Origin of the sequence: Microbacterium esteraromaticum, assembly GCF_017303215.1 — a bacterium.
Lineage (GTDB): Bacteria > Actinomycetota > Actinomycetes > Actinomycetales > Microbacteriaceae > Microbacterium > Microbacterium esteraromaticum_C.
In genome coordinates, this window is record NZ_JAEMWU010000001.1 from 244612 (window position 1) to 264356 (window position 19745).

Annotated in this window: 16 protein-coding genes; 7 read left to right on the top strand and 9 right to left on the bottom strand. The window is 66.4% G+C overall.

The features are described from left to right. A complete protein-coding gene (locus JF543_RS01120) occupies positions 1-636 on the bottom strand; it encodes a nucleotide exchange factor GrpE (protein WP_179409712.1) in 636 nt (211 codons plus the stop codon). A 2-nt stretch (positions 637-638) separates the two neighbouring features. Continuing rightward, positions 639-2495, bottom strand: coding sequence for a molecular chaperone DnaK (dnaK, locus tag JF543_RS01125; protein ID WP_206822502.1), 1857 nt, complete (start codon positions 2493-2495; stop codon positions 639-641). Positions 2496-2729: 234 nt separating this feature from the next. On the opposite strand from dnaK, the gene JF543_RS14570 reads away from it, so the two are divergent. Together JF543_RS14570 and JF543_RS01135 are read left to right on the top strand one after the other, a co-directional pair. Further along, positions 2730-4385, top strand: a complete 1656-nt coding sequence (locus JF543_RS14570) for a DUF389 domain-containing protein (protein WP_206822503.1) — start codon at positions 2730-2732, stop codon at positions 4383-4385. Positions 4386-4460: 75 nt separating this feature from the next. Continuing rightward, positions 4461-5399 carry a DUF1214 domain-containing protein gene (locus JF543_RS01135; RefSeq protein ID WP_206822504.1) on the top strand — a complete coding sequence of 313 codons (939 nt, stop codon included), beginning with the start codon at positions 4461-4463 and terminating at the stop codon, positions 5397-5399. 42 nt (positions 5400-5441) lie between these two features. On the opposite strand, the gene JF543_RS01140 is transcribed toward JF543_RS01135, so the two are convergent. The 4 genes from JF543_RS01140 to JF543_RS01155 all read right to left on the bottom strand — a co-directional run bounded on the left by JF543_RS01140 (position 5442) and on the right by JF543_RS01155 (position 8653). Then, on the bottom strand, positions 5442-6101 hold the full coding sequence (locus tag JF543_RS01140; protein ID WP_179409708.1) for a methionine ABC transporter permease: 660 nt from the start codon (positions 6099-6101) through the stop codon (positions 5442-5444). Then, the gene (locus tag JF543_RS01145) at positions 6101-7144 is read right to left on the bottom strand and encodes a methionine ABC transporter ATP-binding protein (RefSeq protein WP_206550981.1); all 1044 of its coding nucleotides are present in this window, start codon (positions 7142-7144) and stop codon (positions 6101-6103) included. Before JF543_RS01145 ends, JF543_RS01140 begins: the two co-directional genes overlap by 1 nt. A gap of 3 nt (positions 7145-7147) precedes the next feature. Next, positions 7148-8047, bottom strand: a complete 900-nt coding sequence (locus tag JF543_RS01150) for a MetQ/NlpA family ABC transporter substrate-binding protein (RefSeq protein WP_206821478.1) — start codon at positions 8045-8047, stop codon at positions 7148-7150. 144 nt (positions 8048-8191) lie between these two features. Further along, on the bottom strand, positions 8192-8653 hold the full coding sequence (locus JF543_RS01155; RefSeq protein ID WP_179409705.1) for a DUF3817 domain-containing protein: 462 nt from the start codon (positions 8651-8653) through the stop codon (positions 8192-8194). A 232-nt stretch (positions 8654-8885) separates the two neighbouring features. On the opposite strand from JF543_RS01155, the gene JF543_RS01160 reads away from it, so the two are divergent. Together JF543_RS01160 and JF543_RS01165 are read left to right on the top strand one after the other, a co-directional pair. Continuing rightward, positions 8886-11021 carry a substrate-binding domain-containing protein gene (locus JF543_RS01160; RefSeq protein ID WP_206822505.1) on the top strand — a complete coding sequence of 712 codons (2136 nt, stop codon included), beginning with the start codon at positions 8886-8888 and terminating at the stop codon, positions 11019-11021. A 48-nt stretch (positions 11022-11069) separates the two neighbouring features. Continuing rightward, entirely contained in the window at positions 11070-12470 is a 1401-nt protein-coding gene (locus tag JF543_RS01165; RefSeq protein WP_179409703.1) for an MFS transporter, read from the top strand. Between the two features lie 10 nt (positions 12471-12480). Here JF543_RS01165 and JF543_RS01170 read toward each other — a convergent pair whose 3' ends face one another. Beyond that, positions 12481-13131, bottom strand: coding sequence for a TetR family transcriptional regulator C-terminal domain-containing protein (locus tag JF543_RS01170; protein ID WP_206822506.1), 651 nt, complete (start codon positions 13129-13131; stop codon positions 12481-12483). A gap of 67 nt (positions 13132-13198) precedes the next feature. Between JF543_RS01170 and JF543_RS01175 the strand changes: the two genes are divergently transcribed. The 3 genes from JF543_RS01175 (at position 13199) to JF543_RS01185 (ending at position 16537) form a co-directional block, all read left to right on the top strand. Next, a complete protein-coding gene (locus JF543_RS01175; RefSeq protein WP_206822507.1) occupies positions 13199-14101 on the top strand; it encodes an alpha/beta fold hydrolase in 903 nt (300 codons plus the stop codon). 88 nt (positions 14102-14189) lie between these two features. Beyond that, positions 14190-15344, top strand: coding sequence for a CDP-glycerol glycerophosphotransferase family protein (locus JF543_RS01180; protein ID WP_347401060.1), 1155 nt, complete (start codon positions 14190-14192; stop codon positions 15342-15344). Continuing rightward, the gene (locus tag JF543_RS01185; protein ID WP_206822509.1) at positions 15341-16537 is read left to right on the top strand and encodes a CDP-glycerol glycerophosphotransferase family protein; all 1197 of its coding nucleotides are present in this window, start codon (positions 15341-15343) and stop codon (positions 16535-16537) included. Before JF543_RS01180 ends, JF543_RS01185 begins: the two co-directional genes overlap by 4 nt. On the opposite strand, the gene JF543_RS01190 is transcribed toward JF543_RS01185, so the two are convergent. Together JF543_RS01190 and JF543_RS01195 are read right to left on the bottom strand one after the other, a co-directional pair. Next, positions 16532-18136 (bottom strand): CDP-glycerol glycerophosphotransferase family protein, encoded by a 1605-nt coding sequence (locus JF543_RS01190; RefSeq protein WP_206822510.1) that lies wholly within the window; start codon positions 18134-18136, stop codon positions 16532-16534. The two genes, JF543_RS01185 and JF543_RS01190, sit on opposite strands and share 6 nt — an antisense overlap. Before the next feature lie 93 nt (positions 18137-18229). After that, the gene (locus JF543_RS01195) at positions 18230-19696 is read right to left on the bottom strand and encodes a glycosyltransferase (RefSeq protein ID WP_206822511.1); all 1467 of its coding nucleotides are present in this window, start codon (positions 19694-19696) and stop codon (positions 18230-18232) included. Positions 19697-19745: the final 49 nt, after the last annotated feature.

The window sequence follows — 19745 nt, forward strand, 5'->3', positions numbered from 1 at the left end:
CTACTCCGCTGGTACGGCGACGACGACCTTGGCCGGGCGCAGCTCGACATCACCCAGGCGGTAGCCGAGTTCGGCGACCTCGAGGATCGTCGAAGTGGTGGCGCCGGGGGTGGGCTGCTGGAAGATCGCCTCGTGATGCTGCGGGTCGAACTCCTCGCCCGCAGCGCCGTAAGCGACCACGCCGAGACGCTCGACGACCGTGCGCACCTTCTCGGCGATCACGGCGAAGGCAGTGCCCTCGGCGAGGTCACCGTGCTGCTGGGCACGGTCGAGGTCGTCGAGCACGGGCAGCAGGCCCTTGGCGGCCTCGCCCTTGGCGCGGGCGATCTCGATGTGCCGCTGCTCCTCGGTGCGCCGACGGTAGTTGGCGTATTCGGCCTGCAGGCGCTTGAGGTCGTTGAGCAGCGCGTGCTCAGCATCCGCGATTCCGGCGCCGTCGGCGTCGTGCAGCGTCGCCTCGTCGGTCTGCATGGCGTTCAGGATGTCGTCGACCGTGAGGTCGTCGTCCGAACCCTCCGCCGCTGCGGCCTCAGCCGCGTCGGCGTTCTCGGGGATTCCCGAATCCGGCGCGGGGCCGGATGCCGCAGCATCCGACCCCTCGTTCTCGGGAACTTCGTCGAAGTTCTTGTCTGTCATGGTTACTTCTTCTCGTCCTCGTCGTCGATGACCTCGGCGTCGACGACATCCTCGTCAGAGGCGGCCTCTGCGGTGGGCTCCTCAGCGGCGCCCTCAGCGGATGCGTCGGCCTGCTGCGAGGCGTAGATCGCCTCGCCGAGCTTGCCCTGCGACTCGTTGAGCTTGTCGAATGCGGTCTTGACCGCGTCGTCGTCCTCACCGGCGAGCGCCGTCTTGAGCGCGTCGACGTCGGCCTGCACCTCGGTCTTGACGTCCTCGGGCAGCTTGTCGCTGTTCTCGGTGATCAGCTTCTCGATCGAGTAGGCGAGGGTCTCGGCCTGGTTGCGGACCTCGGCGGCCTCGCGGCGCTTCTTGTCTTCGGCAGCGTTCTCTTCAGCCTCGCGCACCATGCGGTCGATGTCTTCCTTCGACAGCGACGAGCCGCCGGTGATGGTCATCGACTGCTCCTTGCCGGTGCCCTTGTCCTTGGCGGACACGTGCACGATGCCGTTGGCGTCGATGTCGAAGGTCACCTCGACCTGCGGGATGCCACGGGGAGCCGGAGCGATACCGGTGAGCTCGAACGTACCCAGCGGCTTGTTGTCGCGGGTGAACTCGCGCTCACCCTGGAAGACCTGGATCGCGACCGAGGGCTGGTTGTCGTCAGCCGTGGTGAAGGTCTCGCTGCGCTTGGTCGGGATGGCGGTGTTGCGGTCGATGAGCTTGGTCATCATGCCGCCCTTGGTCTCGATACCGAGGCTCAGCGGGGTGACGTCGATGAGCAGAACGTCCTTGCGCTCACCCTTCAGCACACCGGCCTGCAGGGCGGCGCCGACGGCGACGACCTCGTCCGGGTTGACGCCCTTGTTGGCTTCCTTGCCGGTCTCGCGCTTGACGAGCTCGGCAACGGCGGGCATACGGCTCGAGCCACCGACGAGGACGATGTGGTCGATCTCGCCGACCTTGATGTTCGCCTCGCGGATGACGTCCTCGAAGGGCTTCTTGGTGCGGTCGAGCAGGTCCTTGGTGAGGTCCTCGAACTTCGCGCGGGTGAGCGTCTCGGACAGCGAGACGGGGCCCGACTCGGTCAGCGACAGGTACGGCAGGTTGATCGAGGTGCTGGTCGAGCTCGACAGCTCCTTCTTCGCCTGCTCAGCGGCCTCCTTGAGGCGCTGCAGGGCGATCTTGTCACCCGAGACGTCGACGCCGGTGGTCTCCTTGAACTGCTTGATCAGGTAGTCGACGACGCGCTGGTCCCAGTCGTCGCCGCCGAGGCGGTTGTCACCGGCGGTGGCGCGCACCTGGATGGTGGAGAAGTCGTCGTCCTTGCCCACTTCGAGCAGCGAGACGTCGAAGGTTCCGCCACCGAGGTCGAAGACCAGGATGAGCTCGTCTTCCTTGCCCTTGTCGAGGCCGTACGCCAGAGCGGCGGCGGTGGGCTCGTTGATGATGCGCAGCACGTTGAGGCCCGAGATCTCGCCGGCCTCCTTGGTGGCCTGACGCTCGGCGTCGTTGAAGTACGCGGGAACGGTGATGACCGCATCGGTCACGGTGTCACCCAGGTACGACTCGGCGTCGCGCTTGAGCTTCATCAGGATGCGTGCCGAGATCTCCTGCGGCGTCCACTTCTTGCCGTCCACGTCGAACGACCAGTCGGTGCCCATGTGGCGCTTGACCGACGAGATGGTGCGGTCGACGTTGGTGACGGCCTGGCGCTTGGCGGTCTCGCCGACGAGCACCTCGCCATCCTTGGTGAATGCGACCACCGACGGGGTGGTGCGGAAACCCTCGGCGTTGGCGATGACCTTGGGCTCGCCGCCTTCGAGGACGCTGACGACGGAGTTGGTGGTTCCGAGGTCGATACCGACAGCACGTGCCATGTGTTTTCTCCTTAGTGGGTGAGAGTCTGTGGGACGACCCGGCCCCTTCGGTGGTCACCGAGAACCTGAGTCGTGATGACTCAAGTGTAAACGGAACGTCGGATGCTGTCAATTCAAAGTTGATATGAGGTGACTCAACCTTTCGTAACCCGGGTCTCCGGCATCCGCACACATAGCTCCCGCGCACGCGCGCGTGACCCTATGCTGACCTCAGAGAGCATCGGGGAGGCAGCTGTGACGCTCGACGATCAGGCAGACACGGTCAGCCCACCACCGGCATCGAGCGTGCGGGAGCGGTTCCGCGCGATGGTCGCCGCGCTGTCCAATCCCGCCGGCGTCCGCGGACTCCTCGCGATGGCCGGCGGCACCGTCGTGCTGCTGCTGCCCAACGCGACCACCATGCTCGTCACGTTCATCGTGGTCGCCCTGCTCGCTCTCAGCGGCGCGACCGACCTCGGGTACGCGGCGTCGGGGCGCCGCTGGTTCGGCAAGGGCATCAGTCGCTGGCTCGCCGCGCTGCGCGGGCTCGCCGCGCTCGCCCTCGCGGCCGCGATGGTCCTCGCGATCTACGCGGCCGGCGACGCGCTCACGCTGACCCTCGTGGTGGGCTTCGCCGGCATCTTCATCGGCATCCGCGGGGTCGTTGCGATCATCGGAGCCCTGCTCAAGCGCCGCGAACGCGACCCGCTACCGCGCCTGGCCGGCGGTTCCATCGCCGTCATCGCCGGAATCCTGGCATACCTGGTTCCATCCTCGGTCGTCTCGACGGTGATCATCGGCGGCGCCGTGGCCGCGCTGGTACTCGGTCTGCTGCTGGTCGCGTGGAGTCTGCGTCACTCAGCCCGAGGCACGACGACCGTGCCGCCCACGGCCACAGTTCCCGAACTGATCTGGGACTGGATCGATGGATCCGACATCGGCCGCAAGCAGCGTGCCGAGTACGCCGCCGGCCTGTACTTCGAGCGCCCGCAGCGCCTCACCAAGCTCGGCACGTGGTGGGTCATGCTCGTGCTTTCGGTCGCCATCGCATCGTTCGCCGTGCTGGCCGATTCGACCGCAGTCGTCATCGGGGCCATGCTCGTGGCGCCCCTCATGACGCCGATCCTCGGCCTCGCCGGTGCTCTCGTAAACGGCTGGGGCCGACGGGCGTTCGACTCGGCAACCCTCATCGTCGCGGGTGCTCTGGCCGCCGTCGCGCTCGCCTACGGGATCAGCGCCTGGGCTCCCATCGCCATCTCGCACGCCACGAACTCGCAGATCGTCTCGCGCGTGAGCCCGACGACGGTCGACATGCTGATCGCGATCGCGGCCGGCGCGGCCGGCGCCTTCGCGACCGTCAACGCACGCGTCGCCAGCGGCATCGCCGGTGTGGCGATCGCCGTCGCCCTCGTGCCGCCGCTCGCGGTGGTGGGCATCAGCCTGAACGGCGGCCAGTACGCCGACGCGGGCGGCGCCACGCTGCTCTTCCTGACGAACTTCGTGGCGATCGTTCTGAGCGCCTCGGCGGTGTTCGTGCTCACCGGCTTCGCCCGCCCCTACGCCTTGCGCAACCGCCCGCGTCAGATCATGCAGACCGTCGTGCCGTTCATCGCCCTGGCCGGCATCATTCTGCTGCCCCTCATGCTGACGTCCGAGGGGATCCTGCAGTCCCAGAACCGTCAGCGCGACGTGCAGCACACGGTCGAGGACTGGCTCGGCGACGACACCGACTTCGTCGTCTCAGACATCTCGGTCACCGGCGACACCGTCAGCATAACGATCAGCGGCCCCGGCGAGCCCCCACAGGCCACCGACCTGCACGAGTCGCTGCAAGACGGCTTCACGGCCCCGATCGGCCTCGAGCTCACTGTCATCCCCGTCGAGGTGACAGTCGTACCCTCGGGCGGCTGAGCGAGAGGCACGTACGACGGCGCAGATCCGCCACCACCTCTTTCGCGGGCGCCGTGAAACGCGCACAATATCCGCATGAGCATCCCTGTCAACGTCGACAACTTCACGGTCGCTGAGACCCACCGCATGATGCACGATCTGCAGAACGACTCGGGCGGCGTGAATACCTTCCGCCACAACCGAGCGCCCGCACCCATCGACAAGCAGACCGTGATCCGCATGAACCGCGACACGCTCTACAGCTTCGCGGTCGTCGACGTCAGCGGCGGAGCCACCCTCACGCTCCCCGACCACGGAGGCAGGTACCTGTCAGTGATGGCCGTCAACGAGCATCATTTCATCAACGTCGTGCTGCACGAGGCCGGCGAGCACCAGCTGTCCGCCGAGCAGCTCGGATCACCGCACGTCATGCTCGCCGTGCGCATGCTGGTCGACCCGGCGGACCCCGACGACATCGCGGCCGTCGCGGCGCTGCAGGACCAGATCGTGCTGACGGCGGCATCCGCGACCCCGTTCGAAATGCCCGACTACGACACCACCACGCTCAACGAGACGCGGGACGCCCTGCTGTCGCTCGCCCGCAACCTGTCATCGTTCGACCGCACCTTCGGCACGCGCGACGAGGTCGACCCGGTGCACCACCTGATCGGCACCGCCGCGGGCTGGGGAGGTCTGCCCTCGTCCGAGGCCGTCTACGTCGGCGCCAACCCGCGGCTTCCGGTCGGCCAGTACGAGTTGACGGTCGGCGATGTGCCGGTCGACGGGTTCTGGTCGATCTCGGTCTACAACGCCGCAGGGTTCTTCGAGCCCAACGACCGTGACGCGTACACGATCAACAACATCACGGGCATCCGAACCACCGACGGCACGATCACGGTGCGCTTCGGCGACTACCCGCCGGGCACGCCGAACGCCCTGCCGATCACCGAGGGCTGGAACTACGTCGTACGCCTGTACCGCCCGCGCCCGGAGATCATCGACGGCAGCTGGACCTTCCCGACGCTGCAGGTCTGACCGACCCTGCTGGCCTGACCAACTCTGCAGACCTGGCCGCGCTCACCGTCGCATGATCACGCGCGCCAGGCGGGTTCCGAGCAGCTGCACCAGGTGCACGAACAGCACGATGAGGATGATCGCCGCCCACATCACGACCGGCTCGAACCGTCGGAAGCCGTAGATCTGCGCGAATGCGCCGAGTCCGCCACCGCCGACCATTCCGGCCATGGCGGTCATGTCGATCAGCGCCACCACGACGAACGTGTAGCCGAGGATCAGCGGTCCGAGCGATTCGGGGATCGCGACGGTGAACAGGATGCGCCACGGGCCGGCACCCATCGAACGCGCCGCCTCGATGACGCCGGGCGAGACCGAGACGAGGTGCTGTTCGACGATGCGGCCGATCGCGAACGCGGCGGCGATGCCGATCGCGAACGCCCCGGCCGTCGTTCCGATGCCGATGCCGACCACGGCGCGGGTGACCGGCTGCAGCACGGCGATGAAGATGACGAACGGGATGGGGCGGAAGAAGTTCACCAGCAGCTCGAGCAGCGCGTTCACGACGCGGTTGGGCATGAGCCCACCCGGTCGGGTCACGTACAGTCCGATGCCGAGAAGAGTGCCGAGGATGCCGGCGAGCACGAGCGCGAACGTCGTCATGTAGAGCGTTTCGAGCGCGGCATCCCAGAACTCGGGCCACAGTTCGTTGAGGCGTTCCATCAGGCGACCTCCTCCGGCGCGATCTCGGTGACGGTCGCGTGCGCGCCGATGCGCGTCAGCGTGGCGTCGATGACAGCATCCGCCCCTCGGATCGCCAGAGTGAGGTGACCGAACGCGCGGCCGCGGATGTCATTGATGCCGCCGTAGACGAGCTCGAAGTCCAGCCCCGCCTGGGCGAGGTCGACGAACACCTGCGCCTGAGATGAGTCGCCGTCGCGGAACGAGAAGGTGACGAGGCGGCCGTCGTGCCGCTCGCGCAGCGAGGCGGCCTCGGCGGGCGACGGGATGCCCTTGATCACGGTTCCGACGAAGCGTTGGGAGGCCGGGTTCTGGGGGTCGGAGAAGACCTCGAACACGTCGCCCTGCTCGATCACCTGACCGTGCTCCATGACGGCGACCTTGGTGGCGATGGTCTGGATGACGTCCATCTCGTGTGTGATGACGACGATGGTGACGCCCTGCTCACGGTTGACGCGGCGCAGCAGGGCGAGCACCTCGTGCGTGGTCTGCGGGTCGAGGGCACTGGTGGCCTCGTCGGCGAGCAGGATGGCGGGGCGGGTGGCGAGCGCGCGTGCGATGCCGACGCGCTGCTTCTGCCCACCCGAGAGCTGCTCGGGGTAGGCCTTGGCCTTGTCACTGAGTCCGACGAAGGCGAGCAGTTCGGCGACGCGCTCGTCGATGTCGGCCTTCTTCCACCCGGCGAGTCGCAGCGGGTAGGCGATGTTGGCCTTCACGGTCTTCGAGGCGAAGAGGTTGAACTGCTGAAAGATCATTCCGATGCCGCCGCGCACGTCGCGCAGCTCACGCTCGGACAGCGTGGTGATGTCGACGCCGTCGACGACGATCGACCCGCTGGTGGCGGGTTCGAGCGCATTGATGAGTCGCACGAGGGTGGACTTGCCGGCACCCGAGTACCCGATGATGCCGAAGACGTCGCCCTGTTCGATGTCGAGCGTCACGCCACCGACCGCGGTCACGGGCTGTGCGCCCTTGACCGCGGCCGGGTACGTCTTCGTGACATCGGTGAGAGTCACGATGGCCATGAATCAGCCCTTTGCTTCTGCGGTGTCCTTCTCGACCTTCGCGAGCGAGGCCTCGAGGTCGGCGACCGGGGTCTGGAGCGGAACGATGGTGTTGCCGGATGCCTCAGCGAGGCCCGCCTGCACGGCCTCGTCGGTCTGGAAGATCTCGACGAGCTTCAGGTACGTCTCGTTGTCCTTGTCATCGGCGCGAGCGGCGAAGATGTTGACGTACGGCAGCGCGTTGGCGTCCGAGGGGTCGTCCTGCGCGATGGCGTCTTCGAAGCTGAGGCCGGCCTGCGTGACGAAGTCGTTGTTGATGATCGCCGCGGCGGCATCGGGCAGCGAGTTCGGGATCAGTGCGGCTTCGAGGGCGACGACCTCGACCTTGGAGTTCTCCTCGTCGATGTCGGCGAGGTCAGAGAAGATGGTGCCGCCGCTGGTCAGCTCGATGAGTCCGGCCGACTGCAGCACGAGCAGGGCGCGGGCCTGGTTGGAGACGTCGTCGGGAACGAGCACGGTGTCGCCGTCCTTGATGTCGGCGACGTCGTCGACCTTCTGCGAGTAGAGGCCGAGGGGGTAGATGCCCGTGGAACCGATCGGCGTGAGGTCCTGGCCCGAGGCGACGTTGTAGTCGGCCAGGTAGACGATGTGCTGGAACTGGTTCAGGTCGAGCTCGCCTTCGGCCAGTGCCGGGTTGGGCTGCTCGTACGAGGCGAAGTCGACCAGTTCGACCTCGATGCCCTCTGCCGCTGCCGCGTCGACGAAGGCGGGCCACTGCGGGTCGCTCTTGCCGACGACGCCGATGCGCACGACGTCGCTCTCGCTCTCACCGCTGGTGGCGGGAGACGAGGAACAGCCGGCAAGGGATGCGATGAGCGCGACCGCCGCGGTGGCGGCGGCGAAGGTGGTGATGCGGCGGGACATGGTGTTCGGTTTCCTCTCGTGGGGACGAGAGAAACCGTATGTTCGGAGCTGGCACCCCCGACAATCGGCTCGTCACATTACGTCACAGCCGCGCGATCGCCGCTAATCTTCGCCCGGCAGATCCCCCGTGCCGCCCGGCAGCGCTCACTTGCCGCCGGGAGGGCCCACGATCAGCAGCACGGTGTACAGCGTGACGATCGCGACGCCGATGAGTGCGCCGAGCACCCACGGGCGCTGCAGGAACCAGCGCATAGTGCGGTCGTACCAGGTGTGGTCGCGCGGGTCGTCGGTCTGAGTGAGCCGCCACTCCCCTTCGAGCCGGCGCGTGCGGTGCAGCCAGATCTCGGCAGGGATCGTCGCGAACGGCACGACGGCGCTCGCGATCGCGGTGAACGCGACGCCCGGGTGCCATCGCTGGTTGAAGGCGACGAGCACGGCCATCGCGCCGTACGACAGGAAGACGAATCCGTGGATGCCACCGCCGATGGTGACGACCAGCGGGTCGACGCCGAGGGCGCGCGCGATGAGGGCGCTGATCAGCAGGGTCCAGGTGATCGCTTCGGCGATCGCGAGGACGCGGTACAGGCGGGCGGGTGTCGTGAACAAGTCGTCTCCTCGTCGGGTCTGCGTCCACGCTAGGCGACCGTGTCGATGGATGCGCTCCACGGGCGAGGATCCACGGGGCTACAGCAAAGAAGATCATCCGAATGATGGAGGAGAAAAAGGGGGTCGAATTAGGAAGGATCATGAACTAATCTGGTCGTGCCCTGAGCCGTGCCCCGACACGCGCGGCCACATCGCAACGTGCCACAAGCACCGCGCCCGACGGAGTACGCGCATGCCAGAGCCCGAAGTCACACCTCCCGCCCGCCGTTCGACCCACGTCGACACCGGCATCGACGACGCCGGAACCGCGCTGGTCGCGGGCTCGGAGGCGCCCTCTCGCTCGAGCCGCCGCACGCGCAAGACGGCGTCGCTCCCCGCCTTCACCGGTGCCTCCAGCACGGCACGGGCGACGGCATCCACCGCACCCGCGCCGACCGCGGCGCCGGCGTCAGCATCCGCCCCCTCCGAACCGGCGAATACCGAACCCGACACCGACCCGGCCCCACGACGCAGCCGCCGCCCGGCGCTGATCCTGCTCACCGCGACCATCGTCTTCCTGCTGGGCGCGCTGGGCGCGGTCGGCACCGCCATCGTCGCGAATCTCGCGCCGGGCGGTGCGACCGCTGCGATGTCGGATGCCGACGAGAATGTCCCCTCGACGCTGGCGACGCCGTTATTCCCGCTCGACACCCCCGCGGCGGCGGCCGGGGCGACGCCATGCACGACCGTGCACGTGCTGGCCTCGTTCGAGAACACCGAGATGGTCGAGAAGCTCGCGGAGGGCTACAACGCCGCTCCGCGCGACATCGACGGCAGCTGCGTCACCGTCACCACCGCGAAGGACAAGTCAGGAGCCGCCGCCACCCGGGCCGCCGGCTCTTTCGCCGACGTCCCTGCTGATCAGCGGCCGACGATCTGGCTACCCGACTCGGCGACGTGGCTGTCCGTGGCCAACGCCGAGGGCGCGACCGTCGTACCGGCCGAGGGCACCGAGGTCGCCAGCACGGGGATCGTCCTCGCCATGCCCGCGCCACTCGCTTTCGCGACGGGCTGGTACAACGAGGCGCCCACCTGGACCGAGGTGTTCTCACTGGCGAACCGCCCGGATTTCTGGTCGGTGCTCGGGCACCCCGAGTGGGGCGCGTTCAAGCTGGGCAAGACCAGCCCGCTGGTCGCGACCTCGGGCGAGGCGGCGCTGCTTGCATCGTTCGGTGCCTCGGGCAGCGGCGTGGGAGCGTCGACGGCGGCCGAGTTCGGCGATACGGCGGTGCTCGATCAGGTGCGCATGCACGAGCTGGCCACCAGCCACTACCTGTCGACCCCCGAGCACTTCCTGTGGCACGCGCGGCAGGCCGAAGAGAGCGGCGCGTCGTCGGACTTCCTGTCGGCGGTGATCGTCGATGAGAAATCGGTGTGGGACTACAACCGGGGCATGATCAGCCACGACGGCATCACCCGAGTCAAGGGCGACGTGCCCCACGACGAACTCGTGGCGATCTACCCGACCGATGGCGTGTACGTCGCCGAGAGCACCGCCGTCGTGCTCGACGGCGACTGGGTCGATGAGCAAGAGCGTTCGGCCGCCGCAGACTTCCTCCGATTCGCGCACACCGCCGAGGGGCAGAAGATCGTCACGGATGCCGGATACCGCGACCTCGACGGCCGGCTGGCGCCCGTGGTGAAGGACGTCGGCGTGCTGCCGCGACGTGTGCCGAACCCGATCGACCTTCCCTCCGGCGAGGTGGTCACGGCGCTGCATGACAGCTTCTCCAGTGTGCGCAAACGCGCCGCCGTGCTGTTTCTCATCGATACCTCGGGATCGATGAACAACGCGATCCCGAGCGGGCAGACCAAGATCGAGGCCGCGAAGTCGGCGATCACGGCCGCGCTCGGACACTTCACCGACGGCGACCTGGTGGGCCTGGCCGCCTTCTCGTCATCGGGTGGGGCTGACGTGGCGCCTGGCATGCTGACGCCGGTTGCCGACATCGCGAGCAACCGCGACGCACTGCTGTCAGGGGTGAAGAGCCTGCGTGCGGATGCGTACACGCCGCTGCACTCGGCCGTATCGGAGTTCACCCGCGCCCGGTCGGATGAGCACGTCGCCGATCACATCAATGCGGTGATCGTGCTCAGCGACGGCGCCGATGAGACCCTGGTGCCCACCATCACCGAGGCCGAGATGCTCGACGACCTCACCGGACTGCCGCGTGATGCCGCCGTGAAGGTGTTCACACTCGCCTACGGCTCGAGCGCCGATGTCGACACGTTGCAGCAGATCGCGTCGGCGACGGGCGCACAGTTCTATGACGCGACCGACCCGACCGAGGTCACCGCGATCCTCGGCGACCTGGTGACCAGCTTCTGAGCGGCGCGTCGTCACCGCTCGTTCACCCGTCACGGCCAGACTGCGAGCATGAGTGATGACCACCGGGTGCCGCACCCCGAGGCGACCGCCAGCACCGATGCCGTGGCGGTGATGGGGCTAGACCTGCGTGGCGACACCCCCGCCCCCAAGAAGCAGGTCTACTCGTGGGCCCTGTGGGACTGGGCGACGCAGCCGTTCAACACGGTCATCCTCACCTTCATCTTCACCGCGCTGTACCTGGTCAGCGACGCATTCCTGCCGACTGATCTGCAGGGGCTGGCCGACGATGACCCTCTCAAAGAGGCCGCTCTCGCCGAGCTGACCTCGGGACTGGGTCTCGGTTCGACGATCGCCGCCCTGGCGATTCTGCTGCTCGCCCCGGTGCTCGGACAGCAGGCGGATGCCGCGGGCCGCCAGAAGCTGTGGCTGGGCATCGGCACCGGCGCGCTGATCCTGTGCATGTTCGGCCTCTGGTTCGTCACGCCGGTGCCGTCGATGTTCTGGGTGGGCGTCGCACTGATCTCGGCGGGATCGGTGTTCGGCGAGATCGCCGCGGTCAACTCGAACGCCATGCTGATCGGCATCGCCAACCCGAAGAACATCGGGCGCATCTCGGGCCTCGGCTGGGGCTTCGGATACCTCGGCGGCATCGTGGCCCTCGTCATCGTCGTCGTGCTCGACACCGCCGACTGGTTCGGCATGTCGACCGACAACGGCCTGCCGTTCCGCCTGATCGCCGTGGGCTGCGCGGTGTGGGCGATCATCTTCAGCATCCCGATCTTCCTGAACGTTCCCGAGCCGTCGCTCGGGCGCCCCGAGCGCAAGGCCGGGTTCTTCAAGTCGTACGTGCTGCTCACACAAGACGTGGTCAGCCTGTACCGCAACAGCGAGACGCGACCGACGTTCTGGTTCCTGCTGGCGAGCGCGGTCTTCCGCGACGGGCTGGGCGGCGTGTTCGCCTTCGGCGCGGTGATCGCGGCGGTCGTGTTCGGCTTCGGGTTCACCGAGTTGGTGATCTTCGGCATCGCCGCCAACCTGATCGCCGGCGTCTCGACGATCATCGCCGGACGTTTCGACGACCGCTTCGGCCCCAAGCGCATCATTCTGCTGTCTCTGAGCGCCATGATCATCTCGGGGTTGGCGGTGTTCTTCCTGGTGGATGCCGGAACGACGGTGTTCTGGATCGGCGGGCTGATCCTGTGCGCGTTCGTCGGCCCGGCGCAGTCCGCGGCCCGCTCGTTCCTGGCGAGGTTGACCCCGGCCGGGCGTGAGGGCGAGATCTTCGGCCTGTACGCCACGACCGGACGCGCGGCGAGCTGGATGGCATCGGGCGCCTGGACGCTGCTGATCGTGACGACGCAGTCGACGACCTTCGGTATTCTCGGCATCGTCCTGGTGCTGCTGGTCGGCCTGCTTCTGTTGCTGCCGGTGCGCGAGCGTCGCGCCTGAGACTCAGGCCTCAGCGCCGCAGCAGGGCCAGCGCGGCAGGGTCGGCTCCGGATGCCGTGAGCAGGTCGCACATGCCGCGGGCCGCCAGGCGATAGGGCTCGTCGCTGTTGTAGAGCAGTGAGCGCGCATTGGCCTGCTCGTAGAGCGCCGGCAGGGTGAACGCCACCTGTTCGATGCTGTCGGCGTCGAGACGGAGCTCGCCGGACTCCACCGCGTAGCGCACCTGAACGGCGATGTAGTCGTACCAGAGGGCCATGGCCTGGCGCACGGCGTCGCGCACCGGGCCGGGCTTGGAGTCGACGTCGGCGGTGATGGCGGCGAAGAAGCAGCCCCCGGTGAACACGCGGGTGCGCGAGTACTCGATGAGGTGATGCATCAGCGCGACGAGTCGGGCGAGACCCCGTTCGTGCTCGCGGGCGGGTTCGACGACGACGCGGATGAAGACCTCACGTCCGGCGGCGACGGTCGCGAGCTGCAGACCCTCCTTGTTCTGGAAGAGCCCGGCGATGCTGCTCTTGCTGTGCCCCGAGGCGGCGGCGAGCTGGCCGATGCTGAGGCCGTCGAGACCGCCCACCGAGGCGAGGTCGGTGGCGAAGGTCAGCACGGCGCGGCGCGAGGCGTCTCCGCGCGCGCGGCGCCCGTCGATGACCAGTTCTTCCATCTCCCTATTCTACGAACGATCGTTCATGTAGTCTAAGTACGATCGTTCGTGTTGATAGGAGTCGATCGTGAATGCACTGATGACCGTCACCGCCGCCAGCATCCGCACCACCGCCCGTGTCGCACCCGCACTCGGCGCGCACCTCGCGCTGAACGCGTTCTTCTCGACCACCCGCATGCGCCTGCGCGACGAGGACTGGCTCACCGACTATGCCGCGCGCCGCGCACGCGTGCGCGTCGGCGGCGCCGAGATCGAGACCTACCAGTGGGGCGCCGGACCGTCGGCGGTGCTGCTGATGCACGGGTGGAACGGGCGCGCCTCGCAGTTCGCACCCCTGGTGCGCGACCTGGTCGGCGAGGGATACCGGGTGGTGGCGTTCGATGCCCCGGCGCACGGCGACTCGCCGGGCCGGCGCACCGATGTGCGCGACTGGGTGGATGCCGCCCACGCGCTCTCAGACGCCGAGGGCCCGTTCGACCTGATCGTCGGCCACTCGTTCGGCGCGTTCGCAGCGCTGGCCGCCGTCCGCGACGGCGTGCCCGCGCGCCGCGTCGCATCGATCGCCGGGGCGGGGGCCGTGCCCGCGTTCCATGATCAGTTCCTGGGCGCGCTGCGGATGCCCGCGTACGCGCGACCCGCGTTCGAGGCGGGGTTCTACCGCCGCCTCGGGTTGCGTCGCGAGGAATCGGATGCCCGCTTCGACACGCTCACGCACCCCTTGCCTGCCGGGACCGAGCTGCTGCTTGTCCATGACCGACAGGACCGTGCACTCGATGCCCGTCACTCCCGGGCACTGCATGCGGCGCACCCCGGCCGATCACACCTGCTGCTGACCAACGGCCTGGGCCACAACCGGGTACTGAGCGCGGACATGGTGCTCGATGCGGTGCTGGCGTTCGCGATGGGCGGGCTGGGCGGGCCTGACGGACGGCCAGTTACGGTCTCGAGCACCCCCGCCCGCGGTGTCTGATCCCACCACATCCTGGGAATAGCGAGTCGGTGCGTTCTCCTATACTGAACGGATTCCGTCCGCTCGAAGAACATCAGGTGAACAATCCGTGCGCCAATGGCTTCGAAGGAGTCAGCTACTTCGTCGCGCCAGATTCCTTCCGTATTCGTTGCCCTACCGGGCCTGGACGACCCTCCGACCCCTCGCCCCGAATCGGGTGCTCTTCCTGTCCGATTCTCATAGCGACTTCATCGGCAACATGCGTTTCCTTCGCGACGCGATCTTGCGAGAAGAGCCGTCCGCCGAGATCATCGGCGTCTTCAAGCCGAGTCTGTCCGCACGCCGCCCGCTTCGCGATGCGCTCCGGGTACCGTGGCTGATCGCAACGAGTTCGATCATCATCCTCGATGACTTCTATCCCCTAATATATCGGTTCCGAATCCGGTCCGGTGCACGCCTGGTGCAGATCTGGCACGCTGCCGGTGCCTTCAAGCAAGTGGGGCACAGCCGGGCGGGGCTACCTGGCGGCCCGACCCCCGGCAGCGAGATCCACCGTAACTACACGGATGCCGTCGTGAGCTCATCCGGCATCGTCGACGACTACGCCGAGGCGTTCGGCATCCCCAGCGAGCAGGTACACCCCTGGGGCATGCCCCGATCAGACGTGTTCTTCGACGCACAGGCCGTCGCACGGACACGCGCACGGGTGCGTCGCGAGTTGGGCGTTGCCGAAGGCGAGCGTTTCGTCGTGTACGCGCCGACGTTCCGCGGCAACGGCCAGCGCAGCGCAACAGCCGCACCGGACGCCGACTGGGCCGGCATCGCGTCCGCGCTCGGTGACGGCTGGCGGATTGGAGTGCGTCAGCATCCTTTCGTCGCGCGCGACGAACTGCCGGCCGGTGTTGTGGATGCCGCGGCGGTCGCCGACATGAACGATCTGCTGATGGCATCCGACGTGCTCGTGACTGACTACTCGTCATCGATCTTCGAGTTCGCACTCCTGCGGCGCCCCGTGGTGTTCTTCGTCCCCGATCTTGACGAGTACGAGGCGGCACGCTCGTTCTACCGCCCGTTCGACCACTATGCGATCGGCCCCGTCGTTCGCTCGGCCGATGCCCTCGCCGACGGTATCCGTGGCGCGACCGTCGATGGCGTGCGTCTCGATGCGTTCCTGAACGAGTTCGCAGATGCCCTCGACGGGCGATCCAGCGCGCGTATCGCGCGCGAACTCATGGGCACGCGTGTCGTGGAGCCGACCTCATGATGTCGGTCGCGCGGCGCCTGCGCCTCGATGTGCTCGCCGCGTACGCGGCGCGCTTCGCTCTGACCGTGGTCAGCGTGGTGATGCGGGTCTTGCCGCGGCGACACAAGGTGACTCTGCTGACCCGGCAAAGCAGCACTCCCCCATCGGATTTTCGGCTGCTGAGAGAGGCGATGCTACGCACCGACCCCTCGGTCGAGGTCGTGATGATCGCACGGATGGTGCCGCCGGGTATCGTCCGCAAGTTCGCCTATGCAGCGCATCTGCTGGTGGAGATGTATCACGCGTCGACGTCGCGCGTGCTGGTCGTCGACGGCTACTCGATCATCGCCTCGGCGACGCCGCGCTCCGAAGGACTGACCGTGGTGCAACTGTGGCACGCGCTAGGGGCGCTGAAGAAGTTCGGCCTGAGCATCGTCGGGCAGCGCGGTGGACGCGACCCCCTGCTGGCGAAGGCCATGCGCATGCACGCCGGCTACGACATCGTGATCGCGAGCGCCGAACGCTGCCGGGAGCCGTTCGCCGAGGCGTTCGGCGCCGACGTATCGAAGGTCGTCGTCGCACCGCTTCCGCGAGTCGACCGGTTACGTGATCCGGCTCGTCGGGCCGCGGTGCGAGAGCGCTTCACGTACCTGTACCCCGAGCTGACCGGCAAGAAGCTGGCGCTTTTCGCTCCCACGGTACGCACCGAAGGGAGCATGGCGACGATCGATCCGGTCGAGCTGACCCGAGCGATGGCGGATGCCGATTACGCGACGATCACCAAACTGCACCCGCTCGTGCCCGTACCGGTCGACTCACAGCTGCGGGTTGCCCCCGGCCTGTCGACGCAGGACCTGCTGCTGATCGCCGACCTGTTCATCACCGACTATTCGTCGGCCGTGTTCGAAGCCGCCGTCGCCGAGGTTCCCTCGTACCTGATCGCGCCGGACCTCGACGCGTACACCCAGCGGCGGGACTTCTACCTCACCTACCCAGAGGATCTCGGCCTGCCGATGGCGCACACCATTGACGAACTCGTCGAGATGGTGCGCCACGACATGTGCAACCGTGATCAGATTAAGGATCTGAGCGAAAAGTTCGTAGCTGTTCCCGGGGCCGGGCACACGAATGCAACGGACCGCCTCGCTCAGCTATTCACCCAAAGACTTCGGGAGCTGGGCACCACCACTAACGAGATCTCCGCAGCATCATGACTCGGGAGTAGGCAACCCCTCGATCGCCATCCGCAGCTCATCAAAGAAGGTCGCGCAGTAGGTAGCCGCGGGAAAGTCGCCAAGGTAGTAGTCTCGGCCGGCCGCCCGGAGACCCTTCATGGGATCCTCATTCAGCGCAACGTCGAGAGCCTCCCGTACGGAAACATCTTCCGGCCCCGATCCCCGGAGCTCAAGAAGGTAGGCGTACCGCGCCACGGGGTAGGTCTTAACGAAGCTCTTCGCTCCCTCCGGAGAGACCATCAGCAACGGCTTCTCTGCGAACAGGTAGTCCGTCACGACGCTTGATACATCGGCGATCATCGCGTCGGAGATATTCATGCACTCCATCATTGAAAGAGCGTTGACCCGGTCACCCCACACGTGATCAAGCCCCGAAGCAGCGGCATGCTCCGCCAACCGGTCTTCGAGGCGCAGCCTGCTCCGCCGATGCTCCGGATGCCGATCGGTTAGTGGGTGAGGGCGGAAGACCACTCGGAGGCCTTTCGCTAGTAGTTCGTCAATCACCGGTTCTATCTGCGGGAGCGACGTGTAGTTCGAGTCTGCGAAGTAGCCGCCCCAGGTCGGAGCATAGAGGATCGTCCGCACGGTAGCGCCCGGTAGCGCGCGTTCCACTGATGCCACCTGTGGTCGACCAACGATCCTCAATTGATCCGGGAGTACCGCGACACCTGCAGCAGCAAACCGATCAACTGCCGCTTGTCCGGCAACGAAGTTCCGATCGAACATACGGAACGCCTTGCTGACGCTTGCGTTCTTATCGCTATCGCCGTGGTTGAGCTGAATGTGCATGAGCCTCGAATTGCGAATCAAGTGGAGGTTCTTGAGCGCCGTATTCACATAGACGACTGCGCGAACCTGCTCCGTGACGATCACGTCGAGGTCCGACTCGTTGCGGCACCACATGACAGGTGCACTACTCAGGGCGCCGAGGTGAGTGACCGTGTCGCGATTGCGGGTCGCGATCACGTACGGAACACCCAACTCTTCAAGATAGGGCAGCCACATCTCAACCTGATAGGTGCCTGAGACCGGTCCATCCCAGTGAAGAATGTAACGCGCAGCCCCCCGTCTGATCTCTTCCCTGGCTTCGCGGCGCGCACGCTGTTCGCGTAGGGAAGAGATGCGAACAGTCATCATCAGAGCGACCGCACACGCGAGGCCCACGACCCCAGCTCCGAGCACTACAAGAGTGCTCGTCCCGAACGCACCATACACGGCAACAGCGATCGCGATCGTGTTCAGGGTGAAAGTCCCACGCGACGCGATGAGCGCCGCGTCGCTCTTCGCTTGGTTCACGGACACATTGGCGTAGCGCACGTAGCCCAGATGAAGTAGCGGGTCTCGGCTGATTCGTTCAATGACAACGGCGCCCCCCACCGCGGTCACTCCGACGATGCCAACGACGCCTCCTTCCGTGGTTGCGACGAGCGGAGCCAGCGCCGCTATGAACACCAGCCTGGCGGCTACGAAGCGGCCCGACCACCGCCGGGTCTTCCGTTGCGACAGCACCATCACCACGACCAAGGACAGGGCAAGAACGAGCGCGAACCACGGCGCTCCCAATGCATACAAACCCACCGCAAGCAGTGCCAGAACAGTGGACCCATGGTCATCCCACGCCCACCTACGGGACCATTTGACGACCCTCGCGCGCATCGCTTCCGCTCTCCTCTAGCCCTCGGATAGTTCGCCTTCGACGAGCGAGCGCCAGGCGTCTTCTATTTGATCTGCGTCGAACAGCCGCAGAACCGCCAGTCTCGCGCGCTCACCCATTTCACGCGCTCGGCGCGGATCACGTAGCATCGACCCGAGCGCACCTGCTAGCCCGGTCACGTCCCCTTCAGCCACCAACAGCCCATTGGAACCGTCGGTGATCAGCTCGGAGGGACCATATCTGGCGTCGTAGCTGACACAGGGAACCTGTTGAAGCATAGACTCTGCGATGACATACGACATGCCCTCTTGGCGAGATGTAAGCAGTGTGCAGGTTGATGCCCTCATCTCGCCCTCGACATCGAGCGTGTACCCGCGCAATCGGATCCGCTCGTGCAGACCGAGCTCGTTGATCAATGCCTGCAAACGTTGCTTCTCCGGCCCCTCGCCGAAGATATCGAAGGCCGCGTCTGGAAATTCCGACGCGATCTTGCCAAACGCACGTATCGCATGGTCGACTTGCTTCCCGGCGTTCAAGGTGCAGAACATCGACACCCTGGACGTTACCGTCACCCGCGGACGAGCCGCGGCGCCCGTCGGCAGAACGTTCCTTATGGTGACGACCCGATCAGCAGCCCCGAACTCATCCACGATGTCGCGCGCTTGTTCCTCGGTAGGCACGACGAGCGCATCGAGCTCGTGTGCACGCTCGAGGAACGAGTGATTCTGTTTCAGCGGGCCACGATCTGAGTCTGGGGAGTATTCGAAATGCGCAGTGTGCACCACGCCCACTCGTCGCGCTATGTGCGAAGGGACATCGATGACCTTCAACATGCTTCCCGGGCCGTCACAAACTATCGTTGAGGATGCTTCCCCTGCGATCGAAGCCATCCACGCGGTCTGCCACGCGCTGAGACTCGAGTACCTGTGTGCCACGCCGTGCGTCGAACTCAGGTCAAAGACGATTGACGGTTTCCCCGTGTCGACGTTCCACCATCGAGACAGATACGCGTCACCGTTCGGCGCGAAGAACCGCTCCTGGTGAACCTTGCCCATGTTGTAGTCGGTGGATTTGTGTATCCAACCAAGCGGCGCGAACTCATCTCTGCGGGTGCGGACATGATGCTCGTCGAAGTGATCGACGAACTGGATCGTGCCGTCGCGTCGCTTCCTCACATAGTGGAGGTACATACCGTCGGCACTGAAGTGGCGCTCGTACCTGCCACCTTCCGCCTCACCAACCTCCACATACCTGCCTTGGGTTCCAGCGTCGTTGAGTTGCGCTCTGACGGGCTTCCTCTGTACCGCGAGTTCACTGAGCTGCTTGAAAGGGTTGAGGATGGCGACGCTTCGCGAGAGACGGCCACTCGCATAGATGGTCTCGACCTGATCATCGAAACCCGGGTTGTAATCCAGCGTGAGAATCGAGCAGTCGTACCCGAGCCGCAAGAGCATCTCGGCCCGGTGGAACATCGCCATGGTCATGCCCCCACGCCCAAGGACTCCGACGACCAGCAGAACACGTTTCTTCCCT